Raw genomic sequence first — 25893 nt, 5'->3', positions numbered from 1 at the left:
AGGATGTCGATGTCAGCCCGAGCGGGAGTCCTCTGCGTAAGATCCTACTGTAATTCTTACAGTAGGCAATATCGGCAGGGCTTCGGCGCGATCGGCCAATGTGCCGGCCCTTCAGGAGTCAGCCATTCACCGCCTGCTCGCGCGCCCATCGGTAATCGGCCTTGCCCGACGGGCTGCGCTCGATGACGGGACGGAACACCACCGCCTTGGGAAGTTTGTAGCGGGCCAACGAGTTCGCGGCGTGCGCGACCAGCTCGCCGGCCTCGGCGTTGGCCCCCTGTGCCAGCGCGACCACGGCGACGACTTCCTGGCCCCAGCGCTCGCTCGGCCGGCCCGTGACCACCACGTCGGCCACCGCCGGATGCGACGCGATCGCGGTCTCGACCTCCTCGGCGAAGATCTTCTCCCCGCCGGAGTTGATAGTCACCGAATCGCGGCCCAGCAATTCGATGTGGCCGCCTTCATGGTGGCGCGCCCGGTCGCCGGGCACCGCATAACGCACTCCGTCGATGACGGGGAAAGTCTTGGCCGTCTTGGCCGCGTCGCCCTTGTAGCCCAACGGAACATAACCCCGCTGCGCCAGCCAGCCGATGCCTTCGTGGCCCGGCGGCAGCAGCGTGGTCAAATCCTCCGACACCACGAACGTGTCGGGCCCGGCGTTGAAGGTGCCCGTCGACACCGCGCCCGACGTCGACATGTGATGCATTTGCGCGCCGGTCTCTGACGACCCGACGCCATCGACGACGATGGCGTTCGGCAGCACCTCGATCAGGCGTTGCTTGACGAACGGGGTGAGCAAGGCGCCGCCGTTGGCCACCACGGCCAAGGATGACACGTCGGCTGTCCCGTTTTTGAGGCCCTTCTCGATGGCGGTGACCAGCGGCCGGGCCATTGCGTCGCCCACCACAGTCACCACCGAGACCCTCTCGCGTTCGATGGTGCGCACGACGTCCTCGGCATCCAAATGGTCTACGACCGAGGGGAAGACGACGGATTGCCCCGTGGTGATCGCCGTCATGACGCTCCACTGGGCCGCACCGTGGATCAGCGGCGGCAAGATCATCAACTTGGTGCCGGGCCCCGGCGCTAGCCCCGCCACGATCTCCTCGACCGAGCCGAAGGGCTCGCCGGTCATCAAATTACGGCCACCGAAGGACGTCATGAAGATGTCGTGCTGGCGCCACAACACGCCCTTGGGCATGCCCGTGGTGCCACCTGTGTACAGGACGTATAAGTCGTCGGGTGAATGCTGCACCTGCGGCGCGGCCAGCCGTGCGCCTTGCGCGATTGCATCCTCGTAATCTATTGCACCATAAAGCAGTTCGTTGCCAGAATCATCGGCGATCTGAATCAGGACACGCAGCTGCGGCAGCTCGGGCAGCACTTCGGCCACCCGGGGGGCGAACGCGGCGTGGTAGAGCAGTGCGGTCGCGCCCGAATCCTTGAGCAGGTAGGCGAGCTCGGCCTTGATGTAGCGGAAGTTGACGTTGAACGGGGCGACCCGCGCCTGGAAGGCGCCGAGCAGCGCCTCGACGAATTCGTTGCCGTTGTAGGCATACAGGCCGAGCAGGTCCTGGCCCGCCTCGTGGCCGGCGAGGCCGGCGCGCTCGGTGTGGCAGCCCAGCCCGCGGGAGTGCAGATACGCGGCCAGCGCGCTCGAACGCTCGAGCGCCTGCGCATAGCTCAAGCGCCGGTCGCCCTGGATCAGGAGGTCACGGTCGCCGACGGCGGCCGCGACGGCCCTCGTGACGGCGGGGACCGTGAATTGCGTTGCGGTCTTTGGCATGTCTTTATCAGGTCCCTCTCACGGCTGGTGCGGTAGCAAATGAACCATCAGGCCGTTGGCCTCGCTGAGCACGCTTCCATCGGCAGTTGTCATAGTAGCGTCAATGAAAACTTTCCGGCCGTCGACACTGGAGATGTGGCCCTGCGCCGTCAGCGGCTCCTCGATCGGGGTGATCTTGCGGTAGTCCACGTGCAGGTAGGCGGTGCGGGTCGGGCGGATGCCCGAGGTGGACACCACCATGCCGAACAGCCCTCCGTAGTAGTTTGGCTGATACTAAGCCCGTTACAGTATAGATTTCAGCGGAGTCTTCGCACGCACGGCAAGGAGCCATATGAGTCAGGTCGCCTCGCAGGCTGATGAGCTGGAGGCGCTTCGGCAGCTGAAGGCGCGTTATTGCCGCTTTCTGGACACCAAAGACCTCGCTGCCTGGCGCGACGTGTTCACCCCCGACGTGGTGGTCACGTTGGACATGGCGGTGGGGGTCGGGGGCGCTGACCCCCAGACGGCCCCACCGATCGAGGGCGTCGACAACTTCGCGCCGACGGTGCTCGGCGGGCTGCAGGGCGTGGCCACGGTGCACCACTGCCACACCCCGGAACTGACGCTCACCTCTCCCACCACCGCGACCGGGATCTGGGCGATGGAGGACATGCTCTTCTTCGTGGACGGTGGCCAGCTGCACGGCGCCGGCCACTACCACGAGAGCTACGAAAAGCAGGACGGTTCCTGGCGGATCAAGACCCTGCACCTGACCCGAACGGTGCTGCGGATGAGTGGTGGCGCGTGACGGTTGACGGCGAGGCCACGCGTTACGACGCGGTGGTGATCGGCGCCGGGTTCTCCGGTCTCTACATGCTGCACCGGCTGCGACAGCTCGGCATCCAGGTCCGGGTGCTGGAGGCGGCCGAAAATGTGGGCGGCACATGGTTGTTCAATCGCTACCCGGGAGCACGATGCGACATCGAGAGCATCGAGTATTCCTACAGTTTCTCCGAAGAGATTCAGCAGGACTGGGTGTGGACGGAGTCGATGCCCGCCCAGCCCGAGATTGAGGCCTACCTGAATTTCGTGGCCGACCGGCTGGACCTGCGCCGCGACATCGCGTTCGACACCAAGGTCGTCGCGATGAGCTTCGACGAGGAAGCCGCCGTGTGGGTGGTGCGTACCGAATCCGGCGAGTCGTATGTGGCGCCGTTCGTCGTCGCCGCGACCGGCATCCTGTCGGCGCCGCTGGAACCCGACATCGCCGGGATGGACACCTTCACGGGCACCTCGCTGTACACCAGCCGCTGGCCGAAGGAGGGTTTCGACCTCACCGGGCAACGGGTCGGCGTCATCGGAACCGGATCGACCGGCATCCAGCTGATCCCCATCGTTGCCCGGGAAGTCCTGCAGCTCTGCGTGTTTCAGCGCTCACCGGCCTACACCCTGCCGTGGCGGGTGCACCGGTTCGAGGCCGGTGAGCTGGACCAGATGAAGGCCCGCTACGACGAAATCCGGGCCGCGCAGCGAGAGCACCCCATCGGGGCGGCGCGCCTCAGCGCGTTCTCGGTGCTGCTCGAGATGCTCACCAAGCCGCCGCTGAAGTCGGCGACGCGCGAAGAGCAGCTGCGCGCCATCTCCGAGCACGGCGTGTTGGGCGCGCTCAACTGGGGCGACATCTTATTCGACATCGAGGCCAATCAGCTGGCCGCCAAGCTCTACGGCGAGGCGGTGGCCCGCATCGTTAAGGACCCCGACACCGCGGCATCCTTGGTGCCCGTGCATCCTTTCGGCTGCAAGCGCCCGATCATCGACCAGGGGTACTTCGAGACGTTCAACCGCGACAACGTCACGCTCGTCGACCTGCGCAAGACACCGATCCGCGAGGTGACGCCGACCGGCATCCGCACCGACGGCGGTTCCTACGAGCTGGACGTCATCGTCTACGCCACCGGGTTCGACGCGATGACTGGCGCGCTGTCCCGCATCGATATTCGCGGCCGCGACGGGCTATCGCTGGGTGAGTTCTGGTCCGGCGAGGGCCCCTTCTCGTACCTGGGACTGGCGGTCGCGGGGTTCCCGAACCTGTTCACCATCCAGGGCCCGGGCAGCCCGAGCGCCGCGACGAACTTCGTCGCCGCCCTCGAACAACACGTCGAGTGGATCAGCGACTGCATAGCGCACCTGCGCGACAACGGGATTCGGACAATCGAGGCACTGGCCACCGCACAGCAGGAGTGGATCGACCACGCCACCTCGCTGGTGGCGCCGACGGTGCTGGTGCACCCGTCCTGCAACTCGTGGTACAACGGCGGCAACGTGCCCGGCAAGAAGCGGATGTACATGGGCTATACCGGTGGCATTCCCGAATATCGCCGGCGCTGCGACGAGATCGCGGCCGGCGGATACGCCGGATTCAAGCTGGCGTAGCTGGTTCCCGGAGAGATTAAGGTGAGCGGCATGGCGGGAATCTCGCTGGCGAGGCGGTCCTTGGACATCACCCGCGAACTGGGCATGGTGGTCCCGCGCACGGTGGCCGGCCTCAACGAATCGACCGGCTGGGTCCCGGCGTCGTTGCGCGGGGTGCGCCAGTTCGGCGAGGTCATGCTGGACGAGCTTGCCCTGAGCGGCTTTTCGCTGCTGGGCGGCAACCTGAGCGACCATCTGCGCCCGCCCAGTGAGTGCGAGCCGGCGGCCGAGGAGCTGTCGCGGCTGGGCATCGACGGCGCCCATGCCGACCCCGTCCCGCTGCGGGCGAGCGCGCTCCAGCGGCGGCGGGTCGGCGGGCTTGCGTTCGAGCGGATGACGTTCGAGCACGACCCGGCGCTGCCCGAGACGCTCGCGGCCGAGGGCCTCGGTGGCCCAGCCCGGGCGGTGGTGCACGTGTGCCGGCACACCGACCGCCCCCGGCCGTGGCTGGTCTGGGTGCACGGCGCGGGGCAGGGCGGGACCGAGGACCTGGTGCTGTCGCGGATCGGCCGTATCCACCACAAGCTGGGGTTCAATGTCGCGATGCCGGTGCAGCCGGGCCACGGCGTCCGTCGTCGCGAATGGCCGGCCTATCCGGACATGGATCCGCTGGGCAACGTCGCGGGCATGATGCGCTCGGTGTCGGAGGTGCGCGCCGTGGTGCGGTGGATTCAGCCGCAGGCCACCGCGGTTGTGGTGTCGGGGATTTCGATGGGAACCCCGGTGGCAGCGCTAGTTTCGCATCTGGAGCGTCAGGTCGACGCGGTAGGGCTGTACACCCCGATCCTGGGACTCAACGGCATGATCGCGCGGCACCTGTCGCGCTGGGGCTCCGCCCGCGAAGGGTTCCGCGTGCTGCTGGAGTCGCCGGTGGTCGCGCAGCTGACGTCGGTGATCGATCCGCTGGCGGTCGACCCCGCACCGCCGCCGGAGCGCCGTCTCATCGTCGGGGCGTGGCACGACCGAATGGCTATGCGCGAACCCGCGAATGCGCTGCAGGAGCGGTGGGGTTGCCAGCTGTACTGGTACGACGGCAGCCACGTCGGCCACATCTTCTCGCGCCGCGTGCAACGGGTGACCGAGCGCTTCCTGGGCTCGGCGGCGGCCACCAGCAGCAAGGGGTTCGGAATTGACTGATCGTGTCCTCGACGAATTGGGTTACTACCTGCTGGCCGGGGCCGGCGGGGAGGGACCGGCCGCGCTGATGGACGAGGCCCGCCGCGGCGAGGAGCTGGGTTTGGGCACCGCGTTCATCTCCGAGCGCTGGAACGTCAAGGAGGCCTCCTCCCTCGTCGGCGCCGCGTGCGCGGTGACCAACCGCATGCAAATCGCCACCGCCGCAACCAACCACAACACCCGGCACCCGTTGATCACCGGATCGTGGGCGACCACCATGCACCGGTTGTCGCGAGGTCGCTTCACGCTGGGCATCGGGCGCGGCATCGCGGCGATATACGGGGCGTTCGGCATCCCGGCGGTCACCACCGCGCAGATGGAGGATTGGGCCCAGGTGATGCGGCGGCTCTTCCACGGTGAGCTGATCTTCAATCACGACGGCCCGATGGGAAAATACCCCATCTTGTTCCTCGACCCGGACTTCGACGAGGACATCCGGCTGGCGCTGGTGGCATTCGGGTCCAACACCTTGGAGCTCGGGGGTCGCGCCTTCGACGACGTCATCCTGCACACCTACTTCACGCCGGAGACGTTGCAGCGCTGCGTCAAAACCGTGAAGTCCGCCGCGGAGAAGGCGGGCCGCGACCCCGACAGCGTGCGGGTGTGGTCCTGTTTCGCCACCGTCGGCGACCATCTGCCCGAGCAGTTGCGGCTGAAGAAGACCGTCGCGCGCCTGGCCACCTATCTGCAGGGGTACGGCGACCTGATGGTGCAGACCAACAACTGGGATCCCGCTGTGCTGCAACGGTTCCGCGACGATGCGGTCGTTACGTCGATCGCCGGCGGTATCGACCACAAGGCCACGCCCGAGCAGATCGAACACATCGCGACGCTGATCCCCGACGAGTGGCTGGAGCCGTCGGCCACCGGATCGTCGCGGGACTGCGTCGAGCGGATCCGCAAGGAGTTCGACTATGGCGCCGACGCGGTGATCATGCACGGCGCGACGCCCGACGAGCTCGAACCCGTGGTCGCGGCGTACCGCGCCTCGGCGTAGCGGGCAACACCCTAGGGCAGGATCACGGTCCGGCTCACGGGCTCGGCGGCGGCCTGCCGCACCGACAGCCCACGAAGCAGCGAGGCCAGCAGGGCGTCGCGGGTCTCACGGGGGTCGATGAGTTCGTCGAATCCCAGGTGCTCGGCCGACCGATAGGACGCCTGCAGCTCGGCGTCACGCAACTTCGCCGTCACGTCCTCGCCGGCATGCGTCGCCCGGCCCAACGCCGCTGCGCTCATCGCGCCCATCGTCGCGCCCGGGTAGGCGAAGGTCGCGCTCTGGTGATCAAAACCCAACAGCGACATGACCATCGAGCCGAATCCGTATGCCTTGCGCAGCGTGACGTGCAGCTTGACCGTGGTTGCCGCGGTCTGCGCGGCGAACATCCGCGCTCCGGCGCGCAGCACCCCGCTGCGCTCGGAGCGGCTGCCGGGCAGCATGCCGGGATTGTCGGCGAAGAAGATCAGCGGCAGATGGAACGAGTCGGCCACCAGGATGAAGTGTGCCGCCTTGTCCGCGGCGTCGGCGTCGATGGAGCCGGCCAGCACGTTGGGCTGATTCGCCACGACTGCGACGGGGTGGCCACCGAGATGCGCCAGCGCGCAGATGATCGCCTTGCCGTATTGCGGCTGGACCTCGAACCAGTCCGGCCGGTCGAACACCACGTCGAGCACCGCGCGCATGTCGTAGACGCGGCGATTGTCGCGCGAGACGATGTCGAGCAGCTCCGGTGTCGGCCGCGGTTCGCTGTCCTCGTCCGCGGGCAGCGACGCCGGGTACGACCACGCGCTGGGCGGGAAGTAGGACAGGTAGCGGCGGATGTCGGCGATCACCGCTGCGTCGTCCTCGGCGACGTTGTGGATCACCCCGCTGGGCAACGCGGTGCCGGGTCCGCCGAGATCCTCCTTCGAAATGTCTTCTCCGGTGGACTCTTTGACGACCGGCGGCCCGGCGGTGAAGATCGCGCTCTGCTGGCTCATGATCCGGAAGTCGCACACCGGTGCCACCAGCGCGCCGTGTCCGGCCGACGGCCCGAGCACCGCGGCCACGGTCGGCACCCGGCCCGAGCACTGGGCCTGGGCGAGCAGGTCGGTGGGGGAGCGGCCGTAGTGCCCGCCGCCGGGACGAAAGCCGGCGCCTTCCAGCAGCATCACCAACGGAACCTTGTCGCGCAGCGCCAGTTCGGCGATGCGGTAGCGCTTGGAGTTGCCGCCGGGTCCGATGCTGCCGGCCATGGTGGTGAAGTCCTCGGCGCCCAGCATTATCGGCGATCCGTTGATCAGGCCGGAACCGACGATGAGCGCGTCGGCGGCGACCTCACCGCCGACGAGCGTGCCGATTTCGCGGAAGGTCCCCGGGTCGAGGAGCTGCTCGATCCGGGCGCGGGCGTCGAGCTTGCCCTTGCCGCGGTGCTTGTCGAGCCGCTCGGGACCGCCCATTCCCCACGCGTGCCGACGTCGACGGTCGAGATCGTCGAGCGTCTGCTCCCAATCCGGGGGTTTTGTCATGCCTAATTCCTACCTTCGCGGGGTTTGAGTGGCGCGCCCTGTCCGATGGTGGCGACCCGCTGCGCCCGGCTGCGCCGCGCTTGCGATCACCACCAGACCTGCAGGGTCACATACTGGATTGCTTACTGTAAAGTTACCCGCATGGCTGACGGCCCTCGCCTCAAGGTCGACGGGGGCATCCCCAATCAACTGGCCCGCGCCGCTGCGGCGGCCGGTGCGCTGGAACAGCAGGGGTACGACGGGGGTTGGACGCCCGAAACCAGTCACGACCCATTCCTGCCGCTGCTGCTGGCCGCCGAACACACCACGCGCCTCGAGGTCGGCACCAACATCGCGGTGGCGTTCGCCCGCAACCCGATGATCGTCGCGAACATCGCCTGGGACCTGCAGGCGTACGCGAAGGGCCGCTTCATTCTCGGCCTGGGCACCCAGATCCAGCCGCATATCGAGAAGCGGTTCAGCATGCCGTGGAGTCATCCCGCACGCCGGATGCGGGAGTTCGTCGCGGCGCTGCACGCGATCTGGGACGCGTGGAGCGACGGCAGCAAGCTTCGCTTCGAGGGCGAGTTCTACACCCACAAGATCATGACGCCGATGTTCACGCCCGAAGCGCAGCCCTACCCGAAGCCGAAGGTGTTCGTCGCGGCGGTCGGCGAGGTGATGACCGAGGTGTGCGGCGAGGTCGCCGACGGCCACCTGGGTCACCCGATGGTGTCCAAGCGGTACATCACCGACGTCACCACGCCGGCGCTGCTGCGCGGGCTGCAGCGCGCGGGCCGGCAGCGCGGCGAAGTCGAGGTCTCTGCCGAGGTGCTGGTGGCCACCGGCCACAGCGACGCCGAGATGCAGACCGCGATCGCCGCGGTGCGCAAGCAGATCGCCTTCTACGGGTCGACGCCCGCCTATCGCAAGGTTCTCGAGCTGCACGGCTGGGGCGATCTGCACGACGAGCTGAACCGGTTGTCCAAGCAAGGGGAGTGGGACGCGATGGCCTCGCTCATCGACGACGAGATGCTCACGACCTTCGCGGTCGTCGGCCCGGCCGGCGAGGTCGGCGGCGCGCTTCGGCAGCGCTGCGAGGGTGTGGTCGACCGCGTCCTGCCGATCTTCATGACCGCTTCGCAATCCTGTATCACCGCCGCAATGAAGGAGTTTCGCCAGTGAGCACGACGACGATGGACGATGCTGGCCGGGTACTGGCGGATCCGCTGGCGTACACCGACGAAACGCGGCTGCATGCGGCGCTGACTCAGCTGCGCGCCAGCGCGCCGGTCTCCTGGGTCGAGGTGCCGAACTACAACCCGTTCTGGGCGATCACCAAGCATGCCGACATCATGGATATCGAGCGCGACAACGCGTTGTTCACCAACTGGCCGCGCCCGGTCCTGGCGACCGCGGAGGGCGACGCGATGGCGGCCAACATCGGTGTGCGCACGCTGATCCACCTGGACGACCCGCAACACCGGGTGGTGCGCGCGATCGGCTCCGACTGGTTCCGGCCAAAGGCTATGCGCGCGTTGAAGATGCGTGTCGACGAGCTGGCCAAGATCTATGTGGACAAGATGCTGGCCGTTGGGCCGGAATGTGACTTCGTCCAGCAGGTGGCCGTCAATTACCCGCTCTACGTGATCATGTCCCTGCTGGGCATCCCGGAGGCGGACTTCCCCCTGATGCTCAAGCTCACCCAGGAGCTGTTCGGCAGCGACGACTCCGAATTCAAGCGGGGTAGCTCGAACGAGGATCAGATCCCGGCGCTGCTCGACATGTTCGCTTACTTCAACAACGTGACCGCCGCGCGCCGCGAGCGCCCGACCGAGGACCTCGCGTCGGCGATCGCCAACGCCCGCGTCGACGGCGAACCGCTGTCGGACATCGACACCGTGTCCTACTACCTGATCGTGGCCACCGCCGGGCACGACACCACCAGTGCGACGATCTCCGGTGGTCTGCAGGTGCTTATCGAGAACCCCGACCAGCAGAGGCGTTTGCGTGACAACCTCGACCTGATGCCGTTGGCCACCGAGGAGATGATTCGCTGGGTCACCCCTGTCAAGGAATTCATGCGCACCGCCAACGAGGACACCACCGTGCGCGGCGTGCCGATCGCCGCGGGTGATTCGGTGCTGCTGTCCTACGTGTCGGGCAACCGCGACGAGGACGTCTTCACCGACCCGTTTCGCTTCGACGTCGGGCGCGACCCGAACAAGCACCTGGCCTTCGGCTACGGCGTGCACTTCTGCATGGGCGCGGCCCTGGCCCGCATGGAGGTCAACAGCTTCTTCTCCCAGCTGCTGCCGAGGCTCAGATCTATTGAGCTGACCGGTGATCCGGAACTGATGGCGACGACGTTCGTGGGCGGCCTCAAGCACCTGCCGGTGCGTTACTCGCTGGTCTGAGTCGGGTTGTTAGCTCACCGCTCCCGCCAGGTCGGCCGCGGCGACGTCTGCGCCGGACAGGCCCTGAGCCCATTCCAGTAGCGCTGGCGCGTCGAGCTGGGGTTGAATTCCCGCAGTCCCCGCCAGGCCCGGTGCGGCCGCTGCCGGTGCTGCGGCAACCGCGCCCGACGAGGAGGCGGGGGCAACTGGGGCGACGGCCGGGCCAGCAGTGATGGAGCCGCTGTTAATGGCGGTCACAAGTCCGGCCGCGTTTTCGGTGACCATAGCGCCGCCGGTGGCACCGGTGATGGAGCCGCTGGGAATGGTGAGGACGTCTCCCGGGACCTGCGCCACAACCGTGAAGGTGCCGCTGGTTATTTGGCCGGGAGTGCCGACACCGCCAACTTCGCCCAACAACACTATTTGGCCTTGAGGGATGGTGTAGGTCGTGCCGCCGGCCACGTAGGTGAGGTTGGTGTCAGCCAGGATTTCCGGCCCGGTCTGGGGCGTTGTGATGTCGACGACGGCACCGTTGGCGACGGTGACGGTCACGTCATTCTGGATAGTGGCGCCGCCGGGTGCGACGTTGGCGCTGCTACCGGAAGGTAGCGGCGGGTCGGCGCCGTCAGGGGCTGAGGTCAGCTGCTGGGTGTTCGAGCTGAGTTGTTGAATCACCGATTGCGCACGGCCGCTGCCGTTTTGGGCGGTGGCGCGGGCGACGGCGTTGGCTTGGTCCGTTTGCCCAGACTCATTGGTCGTCTGTTGGGGCTCATCGAAAGGTTGCAGCGTGCTCGCGGCAGCGGAGTCGACGGCATAGGTGTACATGGTGGCGGCGTCTTGCACCCACATCGCCATGTACTGGGCCTCGGTGGCGGCGATCGCGTGGGTGTTCTGGCCAAAGAAATTGGTCGCGATCAATGACATCAGTAGCGCTCGGTTGGCCGCGATCACCGGTGGGGGCACCGTCATCGCGAACGCCGCGTCGTAGGCGGCCGCGGCGGAGTAGGCCTGGGCGGCGGTTTGGGCGGCTTGGGCCGCGGTGCTTTGTAGCCACGCCAGGTGGCGGGCGGCTGCGGCCGCCATTCGCATGGAGGAGGGGCCGAACCACCGACTGGTCAGCCCTGAGATTTCCGAGGAGCTGCCGGTGGCGGCGGACTCCAGCTGGGCCGCGACGGCGTCCCAGCCGGCTGCGGCCGCCAGCAGAGGTGCCGATCCCGGCCCCGCGTAGATTCGCGCCGAGTTGACTTCAGGCGGCAGCAACCCAAAATCCATGTCTCTCCTTAAGGCCCCCATTCCCCGGGTTTTGAAATATCTGGCAAAGATTACAAAGAAAGCCAGCATCTCGCACTTTGTGGCGCTGAACACTTGATTAATGCACTCTGAACTTCTCGTTCCAGCCGTGCTCGAAATACCAAGCGGTGCAGCGATGCTCACGATCGATGTGCTCACATTGGGACAGGCTGCGCTGACGGCCCCGACGGCAGTGAGCTTCGATACCCAATAGTATCTAACCGATACTGTAGAGTATGCTGCTGGGCATGTCGCCGGTGAAACCCCATCGCACCCGCCCCACCCGGGGCGAGGTTCGCGACCGGATTTTGGATGCGGCCTCGAAGGTATTCGCTGCCGAGGGGTTTGCCGGCGCCACCATCGACGCCATCGGTCAGGCCGCCGGCTTTACCAAGGGCGCCGTCTACTCGAACTTCGAGTCGAAGGACGAATTGTTCCTGGCGTTGGTCGACCGCGAGTTCGAGCTTCGCGGCGAGCAGATCGCGATCGCGCTGGACAGCAGTGGCGGCGACACGGCCGCGGCCGCACGCGAGGTGAGTCGCTCGGTGCTCGACTCGGTTCGCGATCATTCCGACTACTACGTGCTGCTCGTCGAGTACTGGCTGCGGGCCCAGCGTGATCCGCAGCTGCGCGAGCGGTTGATCGGGCGCCGCCGCGCGGCCGCCGACCAGGCGCTGCACATCGTCGAATCGACCGACACCGTGCCGTCGGATCGGCGGCTTGCCGACATTGCCCAGCTCGTCGTCACGCTCAACCTGGGCGTCGCGATGGAAGAGGTGCTGCGCCCCGGAAGCATCAACCCCGACCTGCTCGCGCAACTGATCACCGCACTGCTGGAATCGATTTCGGTCTCGGGCGATTAGGGAGATACATACATGGACACCAAAGACGAGCCGGACACCAGCGCGCCGGTGATCACCGCCAGCGGGCTGGGGGTCGATGGCGAGCACGGGCCCATCTTCTCGGGCGTCGACCTCGCCCTGGCGCCGGGTTTCCAGGCGATCCAGATGCCAGGGGGACCGGGACAGACCACGCTGCTGCTGACGCTCGCCGGCCGCTTCATAGCCACGCACGGCTCGCTGAGCGTGCTCGGCGAAACGACACCGCGCGCGATCCGCCGGCACTGCGCGATCGCGGCCTTCGACGACATCGACGACCTGGAGGAGTCGGTGACCGTGGCGACGGTGCTCGCCGAACAGCGCCGGTGGCTGGCGCCGTGGTATTCGCTGGTGCCGCTGCAGGCCGGTCAGACCGAGCTGACGGAGGTTTTCGGCGGCGTACCTCCGCCGTCCCCGGACACCTACATCGTCGAATTGTCAGACCTGGAACTGTTTTTACTGCGCATCACGCTGGCGCTGCTATCGGATCGCCCGATCCTGGTGGTCGGCGACCTCGAGCAAGTGCGCGACAACGCCCGGCGAGCGATCGCGGTTGAGCGGCTGGGCGTGATCGCGCAGCAGCGCACCGTCGTGGTCGGCGTCACCAACCCGCTCGGGACCGACGCGCCCGAGCACGGACTTCACGATCGCCGCGTCCTGACCGGAGGGGATTGACGATGTTGGCTGGACTCGCATTCGGCTCGGAGATCAAACGGTTCGGTCGCAGCCGATTGACGCGCGTGGCGATCGTCGTGCTGATGCTGCTGCCGCTGGTGTACGGGGCGCTGTATCTGTGGGCGTATTGGGATCCCTTTGGCCACACCAACAAGATGCCGGTGGCGCTGGTCAATTCCGACCGCGGCGCCGTCGTTTCCGGGGAGCAATTCAACGCCGGTGACGAGATCGCCAACAGCCTCACCGCGGACGGCGGCTTGGACTGGCACGTCGTGGACTCGGCGGAGGCACGAAACGGAGTCGACCACGGCAAGTACTACTTCATGGTCGAGTTGCCGCCGGACTTCAGTGCGGCGATCGCGTCACCGGTGACCGGGCAGCCGAAGAAGGCCAACCTGATTGCCGTCTACAACGACGCCAACAACTATATTTCCACGAGCATCGGTCGCAGTGCCATCAGCCAGGTGCTCAACGCCGTGTCCAGCCGGATCTCCGGGCAGGCGGTCAATCACCTACTGTCGGTGGTGATCTCGTCAGGCGCGGGGATCAAGCAGGCCGCCGACGGCGCCGCTCGACTCGATGACGGCGCCGGCCAGCTGGTGTCCGGCCTCGACACGGCTCGATCCGGCTCGGCGCGGCTTGCTGCCGGCGCCCAGCAACTATCGGACGGAATCAACCAGGCCACCGACCCGCTGCTCGCGGTAACCGGGGCGCTGTCGCGGATCGGTGGGAACACCCAGCAGCTGCAACAGGGCGCGGCCGCGCTGCAGCAGGCCAACGACCAGATCGGCGCCATCGCCACGGCACAGGACGGCGCCGCGGACTCGCTGTCGCCGGTGATCGATCAGCTCGCCGCGCGCGGGGATCCGTTGGCCAACAACCTGCGCGGCGTCCAGGACCAGCTGCGGGGCCACCAGTTCACGCCGCAGATCCGCCAGCACCTCACCGATGCGCAGAACGCCGCGATCGCGATGACCTCCGCGCTGCGCACACCCGGCAGCCCGCTGGGATCGGCGCTCGACCAGGTCGGCAACAAGGGCCAGGAGCTGACGAACAAGCTCACCCAACTGCGCAACGGAGCCCAGCAGCTGGCTTCGGGTAATGCCGAATTGGCAAGCGGGATAGCTAAACTCGACGACGGTGCACACCAGCTCAAGCAGGGATCGGGCGAGCTGGCGACGAAACTGGCCGACGGGGCCAAGCAGCTGCCCAACTGGACGACTCAGCAGAAGGATGCGGTCGCCGATACCATCGGCGGCCCGGTGCAACTCAAAGCCTCGCACGAGAACGCCGCGCCCAACTTCGGCACCGGGATGGCCCCGTTCTTCCTGACGCTGGCCCTGTTCTTCGGCGCGTTGGTGCTGTGGATGGTGCTGCGGCCCTTGCAGAGTCGCGCGATCGCCGCGGAGGTGCTCGAGATCCGCGTGGTGCTTGCCAGCTACCTGCCGGCCGCCGCGATCGCGTTGTTCCAGGCGATCATTCTCTACAGCGTGGTCCGGTTCGCCCTCGGCGTGCACGCGGTGCACCCCGTGGCGATGCTGGGGTTCATGATCCTCATCTCCGCCGCGTTCGTGGCCGCGACGCAGGCGATCAACGCGCTCGTGGGCCCGGCGGTCGGGCGCGTGCTGATCATGGCCTTGCTCATGCTGCAGCTCGTCAGTGCCGGTGGGCTGTACCCGGTGGAAACCACGTCGCGACCGTTCCAGATCCTGCATCGCTTTGACCCGATGACCTACGGCGTCAACGGCTTACGTCAGCTCATCCTCGGTGGCATCGACGCGCGGCTCTGGCAGGCGGTCATCGTGCTTGTCGCGATAACGGCTGTGGCGCTGGCGATCTCATCGCTGTCCGCGCGGCGAGACCGCGTCTGGAATCTCAGCAGGCTGATCCCAGCGATCAAGATGTAGCGACCCTGCAATGGAAAGGAACGCACTGGGCGCGGAGTCACTCGATCCCGTAATCGACGATGCCCCTGACGATCTTGCCGTTCCGGAGATCGTCGTAGGCATCATTGATGTCGTCGAGGCGGTAACGCCGGGTGATCATCTCGTCGAGCTGGAGCTGCCCGGTCTGGTAGAGCCGAGCCAGCCGGAAGACGTCGGCCCTGGGGTTGCAGGAACCGAACACGGTGCCGGCCAGCGTCTTGTTCATCAGGATGAAGTCCTGCAGATCGATCTTGACTGACGCGGTCAACTGCGAGGTCATGCCGGTGAGCACACAGGTCCCACCCTTGCGGGTCAGCTTCACCGCGTCGCGCACATCGGCGGGCGTGATCAGCGACGGGGACACCACGACCGCATCGGCCATCACGCCGTAGGTCAAGTCGCGCACCAGGTCCAGTGCCTCTTGCGCCGTCGCCGCGGTGTGGGTGGCGCCGAACTGCAGGGCCGAGTTCTGCTTGAAGTCTACGGGGTCCACCGCGACGATCTGCGCGGCACCGCCAACGCGGGCGCCCTGCACCGCGCCCGTGCCGATACCGCCGACGCCGATCACGACGACGGTATCGCCCACCCGCATGTTGGAACGATTGGCGACCGAACCGAACCCGGTCGGGATCGCGCAGGACAACAGCGCGCTCGGCGCCAGCGGCAGGTGCGGCTCGATCTTCACCAGCGAATTCGTCGACACGACAGTATGTTCGGCGAATGCGCCCACCTTGGCGATGTGGCCCAACGGCTTACCCTCGGCGGTGTGGTGGCGGAAGGTGCCGTCGGTCGGCATGCCGGGCGTCATGACGCTTGCCCCCATGTCGCAGATGTACTCCATGCCGCTGGCGCACCAGCGGCATTGCCCGCACACCGCGACGAACGACATCACGACGTGGTCGCCAGGTTCGAATTCGGTGACGCCGTCCCCGACGTCGCGCACGATGCCCGAGCCCTCGTGACCGCCGATGGTGGGGAACATGGTGGGCAGCCCAAGTTTCCGCAGCGTCTCGTTGGGCGCCGCCATATCGCCTTTGAGGATGTGGTCGTCCGAATGGCACAGGCCGGCCGCGGCCATCTCGACCAGAACTTCCCCCGCCCGGGGCGCGTCGAGCTCGAATTCCTCGACGGACCAGGGTCCGCCGACGTCATGCAGGATCGCCGCGCGGCTTCTCATGCGACGGGGGTGAAGGTCACCGGCAGCTTGTTGGGCGAGCGGAAGGTGAGACCGACGATCTTGGCCTCCTCACCGGTTCCGTCGTCGGGAACGAATGTCACATCCGTGATGCGGTCGAGCAGGCTGTTCAGCATTACCTGAGTTTCCAAGCGCGCCAAGTGCATTCCGAGGCACATGTGGATCCCGCCGGCGAACGCGATGTGGGCCTGGCGCGGTCGCCGGATGTCGAATGTGTTCGGGTCGGTCCATCGGCTTTCGTCCCGGTTGGCCGAGCCCATGCACAGGTCGACCTGCGTGTCGGCCGGTACGGTCTTGCCGCCGATCTCGACTTCCTCGGTGGTGGTGCGCATGACCATGGTGAGCGGGGTTTCGACCCGCAGGCCCTCCTCGATCGCCATCGGGATCAGCGACCGGTCCCGGTCCACCAAGGCCAGCTGCTCGGGGTGGGTCAGCAGCAAGTACAGCAGGTTGCCCGACGAGCGGTAGGTCGTCTCCAGCCCGGCGGGCAGGAGCAGGCGCAGGAACGCGATGATGGCATCGTCGGTGAGCTTCTCCCCGTCGATCTCGGCGGCCACCAAATCGCCGATGATGTCGTCGGTACGTTTGCGGCGGCGCTGCTCGACCTGGTTGAGGAAGTAACCGTGCAACTCCGCCGCGGCATTGAGGCCCGCCACGATGTCGGTGGGGATGGAGATCAGATCCAGCGAGAGCCGCCGGAACATGTCGAGATCCTCCGGCGGCAGCCCGAGCAGCACCGAGATGATCCGGGTGGGGAATTCGAACGTCAACGCCTTCACCAGATCGGCGTGACCCTGGTATTTGATCTCGTCGATCAGCTGATTGCAGACGGGCCCGATGACCGAGGGCTCCCAGCGTTCCAGCGCCGTGGCCCGAAAGGCCTTGGCCACCAGGCTGCGATGGTCGTGGTGTTCCTTGCCGCCCATCGCCAGAATGGTGTGGCCCATGACCAGCCCGATGGTCTTGTCGTAATTGGCCGAGGTGAACGTCCGGTCGTCCCGAAAGGCCTGGAACACCCCGTCGTAGCCGAACAAGACCCACTCGTCGCGGGGCCGCAGCTCCTCGGGCAGCTGCGAGGAGTCCATGAACGTGCCGTGCCATACCGGATCGGTGCGCCGCATGTATTCGAAGTAGGGGTAGGGGCTGGTTTCACCGCTGGTGTCGAGAGTGACGGGGTCGGTGCCGAGCGTCATCAGCGCTCCTTCTGAGCAGCCGGGATGGGCGGTTAGGTGCCGAGGGAATGTCGCTATCATAGTATAGATAGCAACGAAGCCCAACTGCTTGTCCTGGTTACCGTAATAGGCACAGGATGGACGTCAGCAAGTCAAGAGGCGGTGATTCACCAGTGCCCCAGCGACGATTCGTGTGCTCCCTCGACGAGCTGCCGCCCGGCGGGATGAAGCTCGTCGACGTCGGCAAGTTCGGCGTCGGCGTATACAACGTGCGCGGCGCGCTGTACGCGATCGTCAACTACTGCTCACACGAGGGCGCCCCGCTGTGCCTGGGCCTGATCGGCGGCACCAACGAACCGGCGCCCGAATCACCTGATCGGGTCCGCCGGGTGCGGGACGGGCAAATCGTCCGATGCCCTTGGCACAATTGGGAATTCGATGTCACCACGGGCCGCAACGTCGCCGACCCGCGGCGCCGCGTCCGCACCTATCAGGTCGATGTCAGCGACGGAAAGGTGTTCCTGACGGCATGAGCCACATGGTTATAGACACCTGCGTGCAACCGCACTTTCGTTACAACGCCGAGATCCGGCGCTACCTGTCCGAACCCCACCGACTCCGCGCGATCCCCGACGTCGAGCGGCAGTGGTACCAGGCCCCGGGTGGCGACTACCGCCAGGAACTCTACGGCGAGCACTACCCGGGATCGGACCCTGAGACCGTCGGCCGGCATCTGTTCGAGGACGCGGGAGTCGACTACGCCGTCTTGAATCCGCTGACCCGCGGCAACATCGCCGACTACCTGCTCAACAGCAGGATCTGCGCGGCGGTCAACGACTGGCTGGTGGAACGGTGGCTGGAGCCCGACACCACGAACCGGTTTCTCGGCACCATTCGAGTCAACCCCGAAGACCCCAGGGGGGCGGTCGCGGAGATCGAACGCCTCGCCGCTCACCCGAAACTCGCGCAGGTCGGTATTCCGATGCAGTCGCGCGAGCCGTACGGCAAGCCGATGTTCGAACCCATCTGGGAGGCGGCTGCGGCCCACGGGCTGCCGGTCGCCGTGCACATCAACGGCGGCAATGGCGTCGACTACGCACCCACCTTCGCCGGGCACGCCCACACCTATCCCGGCTATGCGGCGTTCATGCCGCTGAACTACTTTGTGCATCTGGCCACGCTCATCGTCGAGGGCGTCTTCGGCCGGCTGCCCGGCCTGAAGTTCGTCTTCACCGACGGCGGCTACGACATCCTGACCCCGCTGATGTGGCGGCTGGACACCTTCTGGCTCTCGATGCGGGACCAGACGCCATGGGTCGACCGCTATCCCAGCGAATACCTGCCCGGCCACGTCCGGTTCTGCTCGTCGGCGTTCGACGGCCCGCTGGAGCCGGCCCACACCCAGCGCTGGATGAACTTCACCGAGAAAGCCGATCTGCTGATGTATGGATCCGGCTACCCGCACTGGTCCACGTCGGAGCCACCAGTGGCGGCCGCGGGTCTCGATGCCGAGCAACGCGAAAAGCTGTTGTGGCGGAATGCAAGTGAGCTGTACGGACTCAAGGAGCGCGTCTGATGACGACCATCGAACGGTTCGAATCGACCACGGAGCAACACGACGAGATCGCGGTCACCATCGTCGACACCGACGTGCACCCGCTGCCCGTCTCGGCCGAGGTGCTCAAGTCCTATGCGCCGCCGGAGTGGGTGGACAAGATCTGGCCGACCGGCAACGGCGTCGCGCCGATACCGCACTTCTACGACACACCCGATTCGTACAAGACGTCGTCGCTGCGCATGGACTCGTGGCCGCCGGACGGCGGGGTCGCGGGCAGTGACCCGGATTTCGCGGCGCAGCAATTGCTGGTCGACGCCGGCGTCAGCATCGCGTCGCTGGAGCCGATGTGCGACGCGCAGCTGCCGCAGGCCGAGCACGTGCTCAAGTCGACCTACAACGACTGGCTGGCCGACGTATGGCTGGACAAGCACAACACGCACGGTCGCTGGCGCGGGTCGATCAGCGTCAGCGCGCAGACACCGGCGCTGGCGGCGCGCGAAGTCGAACGCTGGGCGGGACATCCCTACCTGGCCCAAGTGCTGATGACGCCGCAGACGCGCGGAATCCCGTTCGGGAGCCCGCATTTCGATCCCCTCTACGACGCCGCCTCGCGCCACGGCCTGCCGATCTCCACGCACCTGATGGGCCAAACGCCCTTCGAATTGATCCCGATCTACCCGGTCGGCAACCCCGCGCATTGGCATGACTTCTTCGCGTCCTGGCCGCTGCTGTATGTCTCGCACCTGATGAGCCTGGTGTTCGACGGTGCGTTCGATCGGCATCCTGACCTGCGGGTGGTCTTCATCGAGGGCGGCTTCACGTGGGCGATGCCGGTGATGTCCCGAATGGACCGGATCTGGGAAGCCCGTCGCGGCGACCTGCCCCAGGTGCGGCGTCGCCCGTCGGACTATGTGCGCGAACACGTCAGGTTCACCACACAGCCACTCGAGGACGTCGACACCGTCGAGTTCCGCGAGTACCTGGAGATGATGGACCTCGGCGACAACCTGATGTTCTCGACGGACTATCCGCACTGGAGCTACGACGCGCCGGCCTACGCGATCAACCGGTTCCCCGCCGCCCAACGCGAGCGGATCATGCGCGGCAACGCGATGGCGCTGTACGGGCTGCCGTCGACGGTCAGAGCGCTCCCCGGTGAGCGGCCCGACGCCCCGGAAGGGTGAGCCGCTGCCGAAGTCGCGCAGCAACCGGTACCTCGTCGTTTACCACCTGGAATCCCAGGTCTACCTTGTAGATGGCTTCGGATCAGGCGACCCGCCGGGCCCCGACGCCGAGCCTGCGCCTTGAGTCCGGAAGTTGAGAAGGTATGACACAAACGGATGTGAGCCGCCCGCAAGGTATCAACCGCATCGACCCGGTGCTGCGGGAGGCCGCGAGCGAACTGGGTGTCGTCGAATTCCGGGCCGAGACACTGGCCGCCGAGCGTGAGCATGTCAACCGATTGGCCGCGGAGCGCGCGGCGGCGGCCGACACCGACGGCGTGACCGTCGAATCGCGCTCCATCCCCGGTCCGGGCGGCCGGCAGCTGAACCTGCGGCTCTACCGCGGCCGCGTCGAGGGCTCGTCGGGCGCTCCGTTGCTGCTGTACGCCCACGGCGGTGCCTTCGTGACCGGCAACCTGGACACCGATCACGCGCAGTGCGTGGAACTAGCCCGTGCGGGCGGCTGCCTGGTGGTCTCCGTCGACTACCGGCTGGCTCCGGAAAATCCATGTCCGGCAGCGCTCGACGACGTCGAGGCGGGTTTCTACTACGCCGTCCGCAACTGCGCGGAACTGGAGGTGGACCCGAGCCGCCTGGCGGTGATGGGCCGCGACGCGGGTGCGGCCCTGGTCGCGGGCCTGGCCCAGCGCATGTTCGACAACGAGGGTCCGCAGATCCGCATGCAGATCCTGCACCAGCCGATGCTGGACAGCGACGCCACGCCGTCGCGGCGCGAGTTTCAGCGCACCCCGGGACTCAACGGCCCCGCGGTGAGCCGCGCATGGGGCCACTACCTCGGCTCCGATAGCGCCAGCGGCCAGCACGTCCCGGCGCATCGGGCGAACCTGGAGGGGCTGCCGCCCACCTTCATCAGCTGCAGCGAGATCGACCCCTGCCGCGACGAAGCGATCGATTATGCCAACCGGCTGCTGCATGCCTTCGTGCACACCGAATTGCACGTCATCGCAGCGACATTCAACGGCTTCGACTCAGTGGTGCCGGATTGGGTTGTGTCTCAGGAGAACCGGGCGTTGCACGCCCAGTCGGTGCGCCGGGTCTTCGCCATCTGACAGCTCGCCGGCGGGCATCCGTCGGCACCACTACCGACTGGACTCCGGTATCTCTTACGGTACCGCTCATTGCTAACATCGAGACATCATGACCGTCCTCGACTCCCCCGAAAAGGCGCTCTTCGCCTCGACGACGCAGTCGTTCCTGCAGAAGGAAGCCCCGCTGCGCCGCGTCCGCGAACTGCATGCCGCGGGCGTGTCCTTCGAACCCGCGTGGTGGCGGCGGGCCGCTGAACTCGGATGGACGGCGCTGCTGGTTCCCGAGGAGCTGGGCGGCGGCAGTGTGTCGGGCAGCGGCGTCTCGGATCTGGCGATGGTTGCCGAGCAGCTGGGTAAGACCGTGGCGCCCGGGCCGCTGTACCCGGTTAGCGCGGTGCTGGCCGCGCTCGCCGACAGCGTCGACGCCCAGGCACATGCGGGCGTCATCGAGTCACTGATCGCGGGTGAAACCGTGGCGTCCTGGGCGGTCTACGAGCCCGGCACGGGCTGGGCGCCGCTGAATCCGGCGGTCACCGCCAGCCGGACCGACACCGGCTATCGGATCGACGGCAGCAAGGATCGTGTCGAGGCCGGCGCCGACAGCGGGCTGTTCCTGGTGGTAGCGCGCTGCGGTGACGAGATTCGGCAACTGCTGGTGCAGGCGGACGCGCCGGGTGTCCGAGTGACGCCGCAAAAGTCGGTGGACCTGGTCAAGCAATATGCGCGGGTGCACTTTGACGGCGTGGTCGTCGAGCCGTCCGCGGTGGTCGGCAGCGCGGCGCAAACCCCCGCACTGATCGACCGGCAGAGCCAGATCGCCCAGGTCCTGCAGTGCGCCGAGGTGGTCGGCATCCTGCAAACGGTGTTCGACTTCACCGCCCGATGGGCGATGGACCGGCACACGTTCGGCCGCCCCCTCGCGTCGTATCAGGCGCTCAAGCACGGCTTCGCCGACATGAAGCTCTGGCTGGAAGCCTGCCGCGCCACCACGGCTGCGGCGGTCGCGGCCGTCGCCGAGCGCTCGGGCACGGCGGGCCTGTCGGCGAGCATCGCGAAGTCCTACGTCGGCGAGATGGCCGGCCGGCTGGTGCAGGCATGCGTTCAGATGCACGGCGGCATCGGCGTCACGTGGGAGCACGACCTCCATTTGTATCTGAGGCGGGTTACGTTGTACCGATCCATGTTTGGCACGCCGGAGGAACACAACCTGCGGGTGTACGAGGCGGAGCGAACGGCCCGCTCGGCGCGATGACGACTGACCACTTGACCTCGACCGAATCCGTCCCGGAGTTCGCCGCCCGGGCCCAAGCGTGGTTGGCGGACCACATGCCCGCCATCGACCCCACTTCGCCGCCACCCGCGCCGCGCGATGACGAGACCGCCTGGAACCGGGCACGCGAACTGCAAAAGCGGCTCTATGAAGGCGGATTCGCGGGTATCTGCTTTCCGCGGGAGTGCGGCGGCCTGGGGCTGGATTACGAATACCAGAAGGCATTCGACGAGGTATCACTGAACTACGAGTTGCCGTTGATCCTCAACACCCCGACGTTCACCATCTGCTGCGCCACGCTGCTCGACACCGGGACCGAGGACCAGAAGAGGCAGCACATCGCCGCGGCGCTGCGCGGCGAAGAGGTGCTGGTGCAGCTGTTGAGCGAACCGAGCGGCGGGTCGGACCTGGCCGGTGTCATCACCCGGGCCGAGCGCCGCGGCGATCGCTGGATCATCAACGGCGCCAAGACCTGGAGCACCAGCGCGTTCGCCGCGGATTACGGGTTGTGCCTGGCACGCACCAATTGGGAGGTGCCCAAGCACGAGGGCCTGACCATGTTCCTGGTGCCGATCAAGCACCCCGGAATCACGTTGCGGCACATCACGATGCTGAGCGGTTCCACCGAATTCTGCGAGGAGTTCCTCGACGGGGTCGACGTCGGCGACGACGCAGTCGTGGGCGAGGTCGACGGCGGCTGGGCGGTGGCCTCGCGCCAGCTCTACCACGAACGTCGCGCGGTCGGCCAGGGCTCGGAGTTCGCCAGCGGCAGCGGCAGCGAGGGCGGCAACGCGAATCCTGTTGATTACGTCGCCCTCGCGGAGAAGACGGGTCAGGCCGACAGCGAACGCGTGCAGGAGATGGCCGGCCGGGTGCTGGTGCACCGCGCGGTCGCCGAGCACCTGATCGGCCACGTATACCGCAGCGTGCGCGACGGTGTGTTGCCCCCGACCGCCGGCACCCTCATCAGGCTTTTCCATTCCGAGACGGTGGCTTTGGATGTGGACACCGCCCTAGCCATTTCGGGAGCCGCCGGAGCTGTGGGACAGGACGGCGACGGCCTGGAGACCGGACTGCGCTACCTGTCCCGGCAGACTGTCGCGATCGGCGGGGGCACCACCGAGATGGCGCGCAACGTCATCGGTGAGCGGGTGCTAGGTTTCCCGCGGGAATATGCCGCCGACCGCGGGGTGCCGTTCAACCAGGTTCGGCACGGCCAGACACGGTGATCGCGGGGCTGATTGGCCCGGCTATTCATCGATCAAGACGTTTTCGTTGTCGCCGCTGGCGACCGGTATCTGGACCATCGAAAGAATATGGTGCGCGGGGCTGCCGGGCGGGGCGATCAACACGCAGTCGCCGCCCTGCCGGCGCGCCCGGTTGCGTGCGGCGGCAAGGGCGCTGACGCCCGCCGACCCCAGGTGGGTGACAGCGGTGAGATCGATCGTCAAAGACGCTATACCCGAACGGCTTTCGACGGCGATTTGACGATCCAGAGTCGATGCGCTTGTGGAGTCGACATCGCCGGTGACCACGAGGTGACCGGGCTCGCTGATCACTAAGGTGAATTCAGACTTGGTCGGCCGCGGATGCGGCGCCCGGCTGACCATAGGGTCGGAGACGAAGTTCGCCGGGCGGGTGAGGCGGTGTGTGACACTGGCCGTCGTCCCGCGTTTGCCGCGCTCGACGTGCGCGTGGGATACCAACGCCTCGGCCATCGCCAGGCCGCGCCCGCGCCCCTGCTCGCCGGTGCGATGATCCTTCCACCGGCCGCGGTCGGCCACCGCGACGCGCAGATTGCCGTCGCCGGCCAGCGATGCGTCGACGACAACCCCGTCGGCAACCTCGGTGCTGTAGCCGTGCTCGACCGAGTTCTCGACGAACTCCGAGACCGCATGCACGACGTCGGAGATGTCGTCGGCGTGGGCACCGATTTCGGTCAGCCACTCCCGAAGCCGGAAACGCACGGCGCGCGCGGCGTGGATGGTCGCATCCAGCGTCATGTGCAGCGGCGCCGGCGGGGTACGCCGTTGCGCCGCGAGCAGCGTGATGTCATCGCTGTAACCGGTCTCGCGCAGCAGCAGTTCGAGCGTCTCCGAACAGATCCGGTCGATGGACCGGGTCGGTGCGTCTATCACGAAGCCGCCGACCCCGCGGACGATGTTCGCGGCCAGCTCCGCGAACTCGGCGGTACTGGCAACCAGCGGGCGGCCGGGGCGTTCGATCAGGCCATCGGAGTACAACAGCACCGAGTCGCCGATGCCCAGGATCTCGCTGCGCACGGGAAAGCTCGTCTCGCTGCCCAGCGGGCCCGCGCCCGAGGGCTCCAGGTAGCGCGCGGTGGCGTCGGCGCTGACCAACAACGGCGGGGGGTGCCCGGCGGTGCAGTACTGGAACTCGCCCGTCGCGTAGTCGAGCGAGCCGACGCACAGGGTGGCCGACTTCGAACCCGGCACGTGAACGTGAAAGCGGTCTACCGCTTCGAGCGCTTCGGTGACGCTGTGGCCCGCGACGATCTGCATACGCAGCGCGGTGCGCAACTGCGACATCACGGCGGCGGCCTCGACGCCGTGGCCGACGACGTCGCCGACGACGAGGACCAGCCGATCCCCGAGCGCGATCGCCTCGAACCAGTCGCCGCCGGCCGCGGTGTCCTCCGCGGCGACGAGGTACTCGGCGGTGATGTCGGCGCCGGGAACGACGGGCACCGAGGCGGCGAGCAGCGCCTGCTGCATGACGATCGCCGAATCGCGGACGTTGCGATACCGCTCGGAAAGCTCCTCCATGCGCGCCTCGGCGGCTTGCCGCGCGTGCACGCGGTTGGTGACGTCGGCGAAGATGATCTGCACGCCCTCGATCGATCCGTCGTCGCGGCGGCGCGGCGTGACCAGAAAGTCGAAGTACCTCTCCTCGATTCCGGCGCCGCTGAAGTCGGCCTGCAGCCGCCACTCCGCCCCGCCCTGCCCCTCGCCGGTCTCGTACACCCGGTCCAGCATCTGGAAGATCTGCTGGCTCTCCAGTTCGGGATAGACCTCGCGCGCCAGCATCCCGACCGGACTGAACCCCAAGGCGCGGTAGGCTGCATTGGCCGCGACGAAGCGATGCTCGGGCCCTTCCAGCCCGATGAGCATCGTCGGGACGTCCTCGAAGATGCGGCGCACGTCGTCGCCCACACCAACCGTCTTGTCCCAGTCCTTTTCGGCCACCATCTGGCCGTCCCTCCTACAGAGCCTTCCTGCGGACCCTTGGCTATGGACCGAGTTGCAACTATGAGCCATGCGCGGGCTTATTGTTCACGCGCAAGTAACTAGGGTAGCAACGGCTATCCGGACCCCATGGCATCAATTCGGCAACGGCTGCCTAAC

General features: G+C 67.0%; 21 protein-coding genes and 1 pseudogene. 15 read left to right on the top strand and 7 right to left on the bottom strand.

Going from position 1 to position 25893, the window contains the following annotated elements; genetic code table 11:
* Nucleotides 1-118: 118 nt before the first annotated feature.
* Both MSG_RS17880 and MSG_RS17875 read right to left on the bottom strand, forming a co-directional pair.
* Nucleotides 119-1786 (bottom strand): acyl-CoA synthetase, encoded by a 1668-nt coding sequence (locus MSG_RS17880; protein ID WP_096441654.1) that lies wholly within the window; start codon nucleotides 1784-1786, stop codon nucleotides 119-121.
* 18 nt (nucleotides 1787-1804) lie between these two features.
* Nucleotides 1805-2053, bottom strand: a pseudogene (locus MSG_RS17875) (PaaI family thioesterase); the annotation flags it as partial.
* 64 nt (nucleotides 2054-2117) lie between these two features.
* Between MSG_RS17875 and MSG_RS17870 the strand changes: the two are divergent.
* From MSG_RS17870 to MSG_RS17855, 4 genes are read left to right on the top strand one after another with little or no spacing between them, the layout of a single operon-like run.
* The gene (locus tag MSG_RS17870; RefSeq protein WP_096441652.1) at nucleotides 2118-2573 is read left to right on the top strand and encodes a nuclear transport factor 2 family protein; all 456 of its coding nucleotides are present in this window, start codon (nucleotides 2118-2120) and stop codon (nucleotides 2571-2573) included.
* The gene (locus MSG_RS17865; RefSeq protein WP_096441650.1) at nucleotides 2570-4198 is read left to right on the top strand and encodes a flavin-containing monooxygenase; all 1629 of its coding nucleotides are present in this window, start codon (nucleotides 2570-2572) and stop codon (nucleotides 4196-4198) included. Before MSG_RS17870 ends, MSG_RS17865 begins: the two co-directional genes overlap by 4 nt.
* Before the next feature lie 30 nt (nucleotides 4199-4228).
* Nucleotides 4229-5374, top strand: a complete 1146-nt coding sequence (locus MSG_RS17860; RefSeq protein ID WP_096441648.1) for a PHB depolymerase family esterase — start codon at nucleotides 4229-4231, stop codon at nucleotides 5372-5374.
* Entirely contained in the window at nucleotides 5367-6410 is a 1044-nt protein-coding gene (locus MSG_RS17855) for a TIGR03857 family LLM class F420-dependent oxidoreductase (protein ID WP_096441646.1), read from the top strand. The genes MSG_RS17860 and MSG_RS17855 overlap by 8 nt, the downstream gene beginning before the upstream one ends.
* An 11-nt stretch (nucleotides 6411-6421) precedes the next feature.
* On the opposite strand, the gene MSG_RS17850 is transcribed toward MSG_RS17855, so the two are convergent.
* Nucleotides 6422-7918, bottom strand: coding sequence for an acyl-CoA carboxylase subunit beta (locus tag MSG_RS17850; protein ID WP_096441644.1), 1497 nt, complete (start codon nucleotides 7916-7918; stop codon nucleotides 6422-6424).
* 141 nt (nucleotides 7919-8059) lie between these two features.
* Here MSG_RS17850 and MSG_RS17845 point away from each other — a divergent pair, with 141 nt between their 5' ends.
* Together MSG_RS17845 and MSG_RS17840 are read left to right on the top strand one after the other, a co-directional pair.
* Nucleotides 8060-9082, top strand: coding sequence for an LLM class F420-dependent oxidoreductase (locus MSG_RS17845; RefSeq protein WP_096441642.1), 1023 nt, complete (start codon nucleotides 8060-8062; stop codon nucleotides 9080-9082).
* A gap of 11 nt (nucleotides 9083-9093) precedes the next feature.
* Nucleotides 9094-10314, top strand: a complete 1221-nt coding sequence (locus MSG_RS17840; RefSeq protein WP_096444639.1) for a cytochrome P450 — start codon at nucleotides 9094-9096, stop codon at nucleotides 10312-10314.
* A gap of 9 nt (nucleotides 10315-10323) precedes the next feature.
* Here the strand turns inward: MSG_RS17840 and MSG_RS25925 are convergent, their stop codons facing one another.
* Complete coding sequence (locus MSG_RS25925) at nucleotides 10324-11565, bottom strand: PPE family protein (protein ID WP_096441640.1); 1242 nt, start codon at nucleotides 11563-11565, stop codon at nucleotides 10324-10326.
* A 254-nt stretch (nucleotides 11566-11819) separates the two neighbouring features.
* Here MSG_RS25925 and MSG_RS17830 point away from each other — a divergent pair, with 254 nt between their 5' ends.
* Genes MSG_RS17830 through MSG_RS17820 form a run of 3 tightly spaced genes read left to right on the top strand, consistent with a single transcriptional unit; the run spans nucleotide 11820 to nucleotide 15043 of the window.
* Complete coding sequence (locus MSG_RS17830) at nucleotides 11820-12446, top strand: TetR/AcrR family transcriptional regulator (RefSeq protein WP_096441638.1); 627 nt, start codon at nucleotides 11820-11822, stop codon at nucleotides 12444-12446.
* A gap of 12 nt (nucleotides 12447-12458) precedes the next feature.
* Nucleotides 12459-13136, top strand: coding sequence for a hypothetical protein (locus MSG_RS17825; protein WP_096441636.1), 678 nt, complete (start codon nucleotides 12459-12461; stop codon nucleotides 13134-13136).
* A 2-nt stretch (nucleotides 13137-13138) separates the two neighbouring features.
* The gene (locus tag MSG_RS17820) at nucleotides 13139-15043 is read left to right on the top strand and encodes a YhgE/Pip domain-containing protein (RefSeq protein WP_096441634.1); all 1905 of its coding nucleotides are present in this window, start codon (nucleotides 13139-13141) and stop codon (nucleotides 15041-15043) included.
* Between the two features lie 37 nt (nucleotides 15044-15080).
* Here the strand turns inward: MSG_RS17820 and MSG_RS17815 are convergent, their stop codons facing one another.
* The gene (locus tag MSG_RS17815) at nucleotides 15081-16238 is read right to left on the bottom strand and encodes a Zn-dependent alcohol dehydrogenase (protein ID WP_096441632.1); all 1158 of its coding nucleotides are present in this window, start codon (nucleotides 16236-16238) and stop codon (nucleotides 15081-15083) included.
* Nucleotides 16235-17449, bottom strand: coding sequence for a cytochrome P450 (locus tag MSG_RS17810; protein WP_096441630.1), 1215 nt, complete (start codon nucleotides 17447-17449; stop codon nucleotides 16235-16237). Before MSG_RS17810 ends, MSG_RS17815 begins: the two co-directional genes overlap by 4 nt.
* Before the next feature lie 152 nt (nucleotides 17450-17601).
* Here MSG_RS17810 and MSG_RS17805 point away from each other — a divergent pair, with 152 nt between their 5' ends.
* The 6 genes from MSG_RS17805 (at nucleotide 17602) to MSG_RS17780 (ending at nucleotide 23757) form a co-directional block, all read left to right on the top strand.
* The gene (locus MSG_RS17805) at nucleotides 17602-17961 is read left to right on the top strand and encodes a Rieske (2Fe-2S) protein (protein WP_232011072.1); all 360 of its coding nucleotides are present in this window, start codon (nucleotides 17602-17604) and stop codon (nucleotides 17959-17961) included.
* Nucleotides 17962-17966: 5 nt separating this feature from the next.
* A complete protein-coding gene (locus tag MSG_RS17800; RefSeq protein ID WP_096444638.1) occupies nucleotides 17967-19004 on the top strand; it encodes an amidohydrolase family protein in 1038 nt (345 codons plus the stop codon).
* The gene (locus MSG_RS17795) at nucleotides 19004-20170 is read left to right on the top strand and encodes an amidohydrolase family protein (RefSeq protein ID WP_096441626.1); all 1167 of its coding nucleotides are present in this window, start codon (nucleotides 19004-19006) and stop codon (nucleotides 20168-20170) included. Before MSG_RS17800 ends, MSG_RS17795 begins: the two co-directional genes overlap by 1 nt.
* A 143-nt stretch (nucleotides 20171-20313) precedes the next feature.
* Entirely contained in the window at nucleotides 20314-21279 is a 966-nt protein-coding gene (locus MSG_RS17790) for an alpha/beta hydrolase (protein ID WP_096441624.1), read from the top strand.
* Between the two features lie 88 nt (nucleotides 21280-21367).
* The gene (locus MSG_RS17785; protein WP_096441622.1) at nucleotides 21368-22510 is read left to right on the top strand and encodes an acyl-CoA dehydrogenase family protein; all 1143 of its coding nucleotides are present in this window, start codon (nucleotides 21368-21370) and stop codon (nucleotides 22508-22510) included.
* Nucleotides 22507-23757, top strand: a complete 1251-nt coding sequence (locus MSG_RS17780; RefSeq protein ID WP_181159203.1) for an acyl-CoA dehydrogenase family protein — start codon at nucleotides 22507-22509, stop codon at nucleotides 23755-23757. Before MSG_RS17785 ends, MSG_RS17780 begins: the two co-directional genes overlap by 4 nt.
* A 21-nt stretch (nucleotides 23758-23778) precedes the next feature.
* Here MSG_RS17780 and MSG_RS17775 read toward each other — a convergent pair whose 3' ends face one another.
* The gene (locus MSG_RS17775) at nucleotides 23779-25737 is read right to left on the bottom strand and encodes a SpoIIE family protein phosphatase (RefSeq protein WP_096441620.1); all 1959 of its coding nucleotides are present in this window, start codon (nucleotides 25735-25737) and stop codon (nucleotides 23779-23781) included.
* Between the last annotated feature and the right edge of the window lie 156 nt (nucleotides 25738-25893).

The sequence above is a fragment of the Mycobacterium shigaense genome (genome assembly GCF_002356315.1).
In the GTDB taxonomy this organism is placed as follows: Bacteria; Actinomycetota; Actinomycetes; order Mycobacteriales; family Mycobacteriaceae; genus Mycobacterium; species Mycobacterium shigaense.
This window is presented reverse-complemented; position numbering and strand designations above follow the sequence as displayed.

What these genes read in the sequence shown, in the direction of transcription:
- MSG_RS17820 (WP_096441634.1), top strand. Translation starts at nt 13,139, where the DNA reads ATGTTGGCTGGACTCGCATTCGGCTCGGAGATCAAACGGTTCGGTCGC.
- MSG_RS17780 (WP_181159203.1), top strand. Translation starts at nt 22,507, where the DNA reads ATGACGACTGACCACTTGACCTCGACCGAATCCGTCCCGGAGTTCGCC.
- MSG_RS17830 (WP_096441638.1), top strand. Translation starts at nt 11,820, where the DNA reads ATGCTGCTGGGCATGTCGCCGGTGAAACCCCATCGCACCCGCCCCACC.
- MSG_RS17800 (WP_096444638.1), top strand. Translation starts at nt 17,967, where the DNA reads ATGGTTATAGACACCTGCGTGCAACCGCACTTTCGTTACAACGCCGAG.
- MSG_RS17795 (WP_096441626.1), top strand. Translation starts at nt 19,004, where the DNA reads ATGACGACCATCGAACGGTTCGAATCGACCACGGAGCAACACGACGAG.
- MSG_RS25925 (WP_096441640.1), bottom strand. Translation starts at nt 11,565, where the DNA reads ATGGATTTTGGGTTGCTGCCGCCTGAAGTCAACTCGGCGCGAATCTAC.
- MSG_RS17785 (WP_096441622.1), top strand. Translation starts at nt 21,368, where the DNA reads ATGACCGTCCTCGACTCCCCCGAAAAGGCGCTCTTCGCCTCGACGACG.
- MSG_RS17815 (WP_096441632.1), bottom strand. Translation starts at nt 16,238, where the DNA reads ATGAGAAGCCGCGCGGCGATCCTGCATGACGTCGGCGGACCCTGGTCC.
- MSG_RS17845 (WP_096441642.1), top strand. Translation starts at nt 8,060, where the DNA reads ATGGCTGACGGCCCTCGCCTCAAGGTCGACGGGGGCATCCCCAATCAA.
- MSG_RS17825 (WP_096441636.1), top strand. Translation starts at nt 12,459, where the DNA reads ATGGACACCAAAGACGAGCCGGACACCAGCGCGCCGGTGATCACCGCC.
- MSG_RS17870 (WP_096441652.1), top strand. Translation starts at nt 2,118, where the DNA reads ATGAGTCAGGTCGCCTCGCAGGCTGATGAGCTGGAGGCGCTTCGGCAG.
- MSG_RS17790 (WP_096441624.1), top strand. Translation starts at nt 20,314, where the DNA reads ATGACACAAACGGATGTGAGCCGCCCGCAAGGTATCAACCGCATCGAC.
- MSG_RS17860 (WP_096441648.1), top strand. Translation starts at nt 4,229, where the DNA reads ATGGCGGGAATCTCGCTGGCGAGGCGGTCCTTGGACATCACCCGCGAA.
- MSG_RS17880 (WP_096441654.1), bottom strand. Translation starts at nt 1,786, where the DNA reads ATGCCAAAGACCGCAACGCAATTCACGGTCCCCGCCGTCACGAGGGCC.
- MSG_RS17840 (WP_096444639.1), top strand. Translation starts at nt 9,094, where the DNA reads ATGGACGATGCTGGCCGGGTACTGGCGGATCCGCTGGCGTACACCGAC.
- MSG_RS17810 (WP_096441630.1), bottom strand. Translation starts at nt 17,449, where the DNA reads ATGACGCTCGGCACCGACCCCGTCACTCTCGACACCAGCGGTGAAACC.
- MSG_RS17850 (WP_096441644.1), bottom strand. Translation starts at nt 7,918, where the DNA reads ATGACAAAACCCCCGGATTGGGAGCAGACGCTCGACGATCTCGACCGT.
- MSG_RS17775 (WP_096441620.1), bottom strand. Translation starts at nt 25,737, where the DNA reads ATGGTGGCCGAAAAGGACTGGGACAAGACGGTTGGTGTGGGCGACGAC.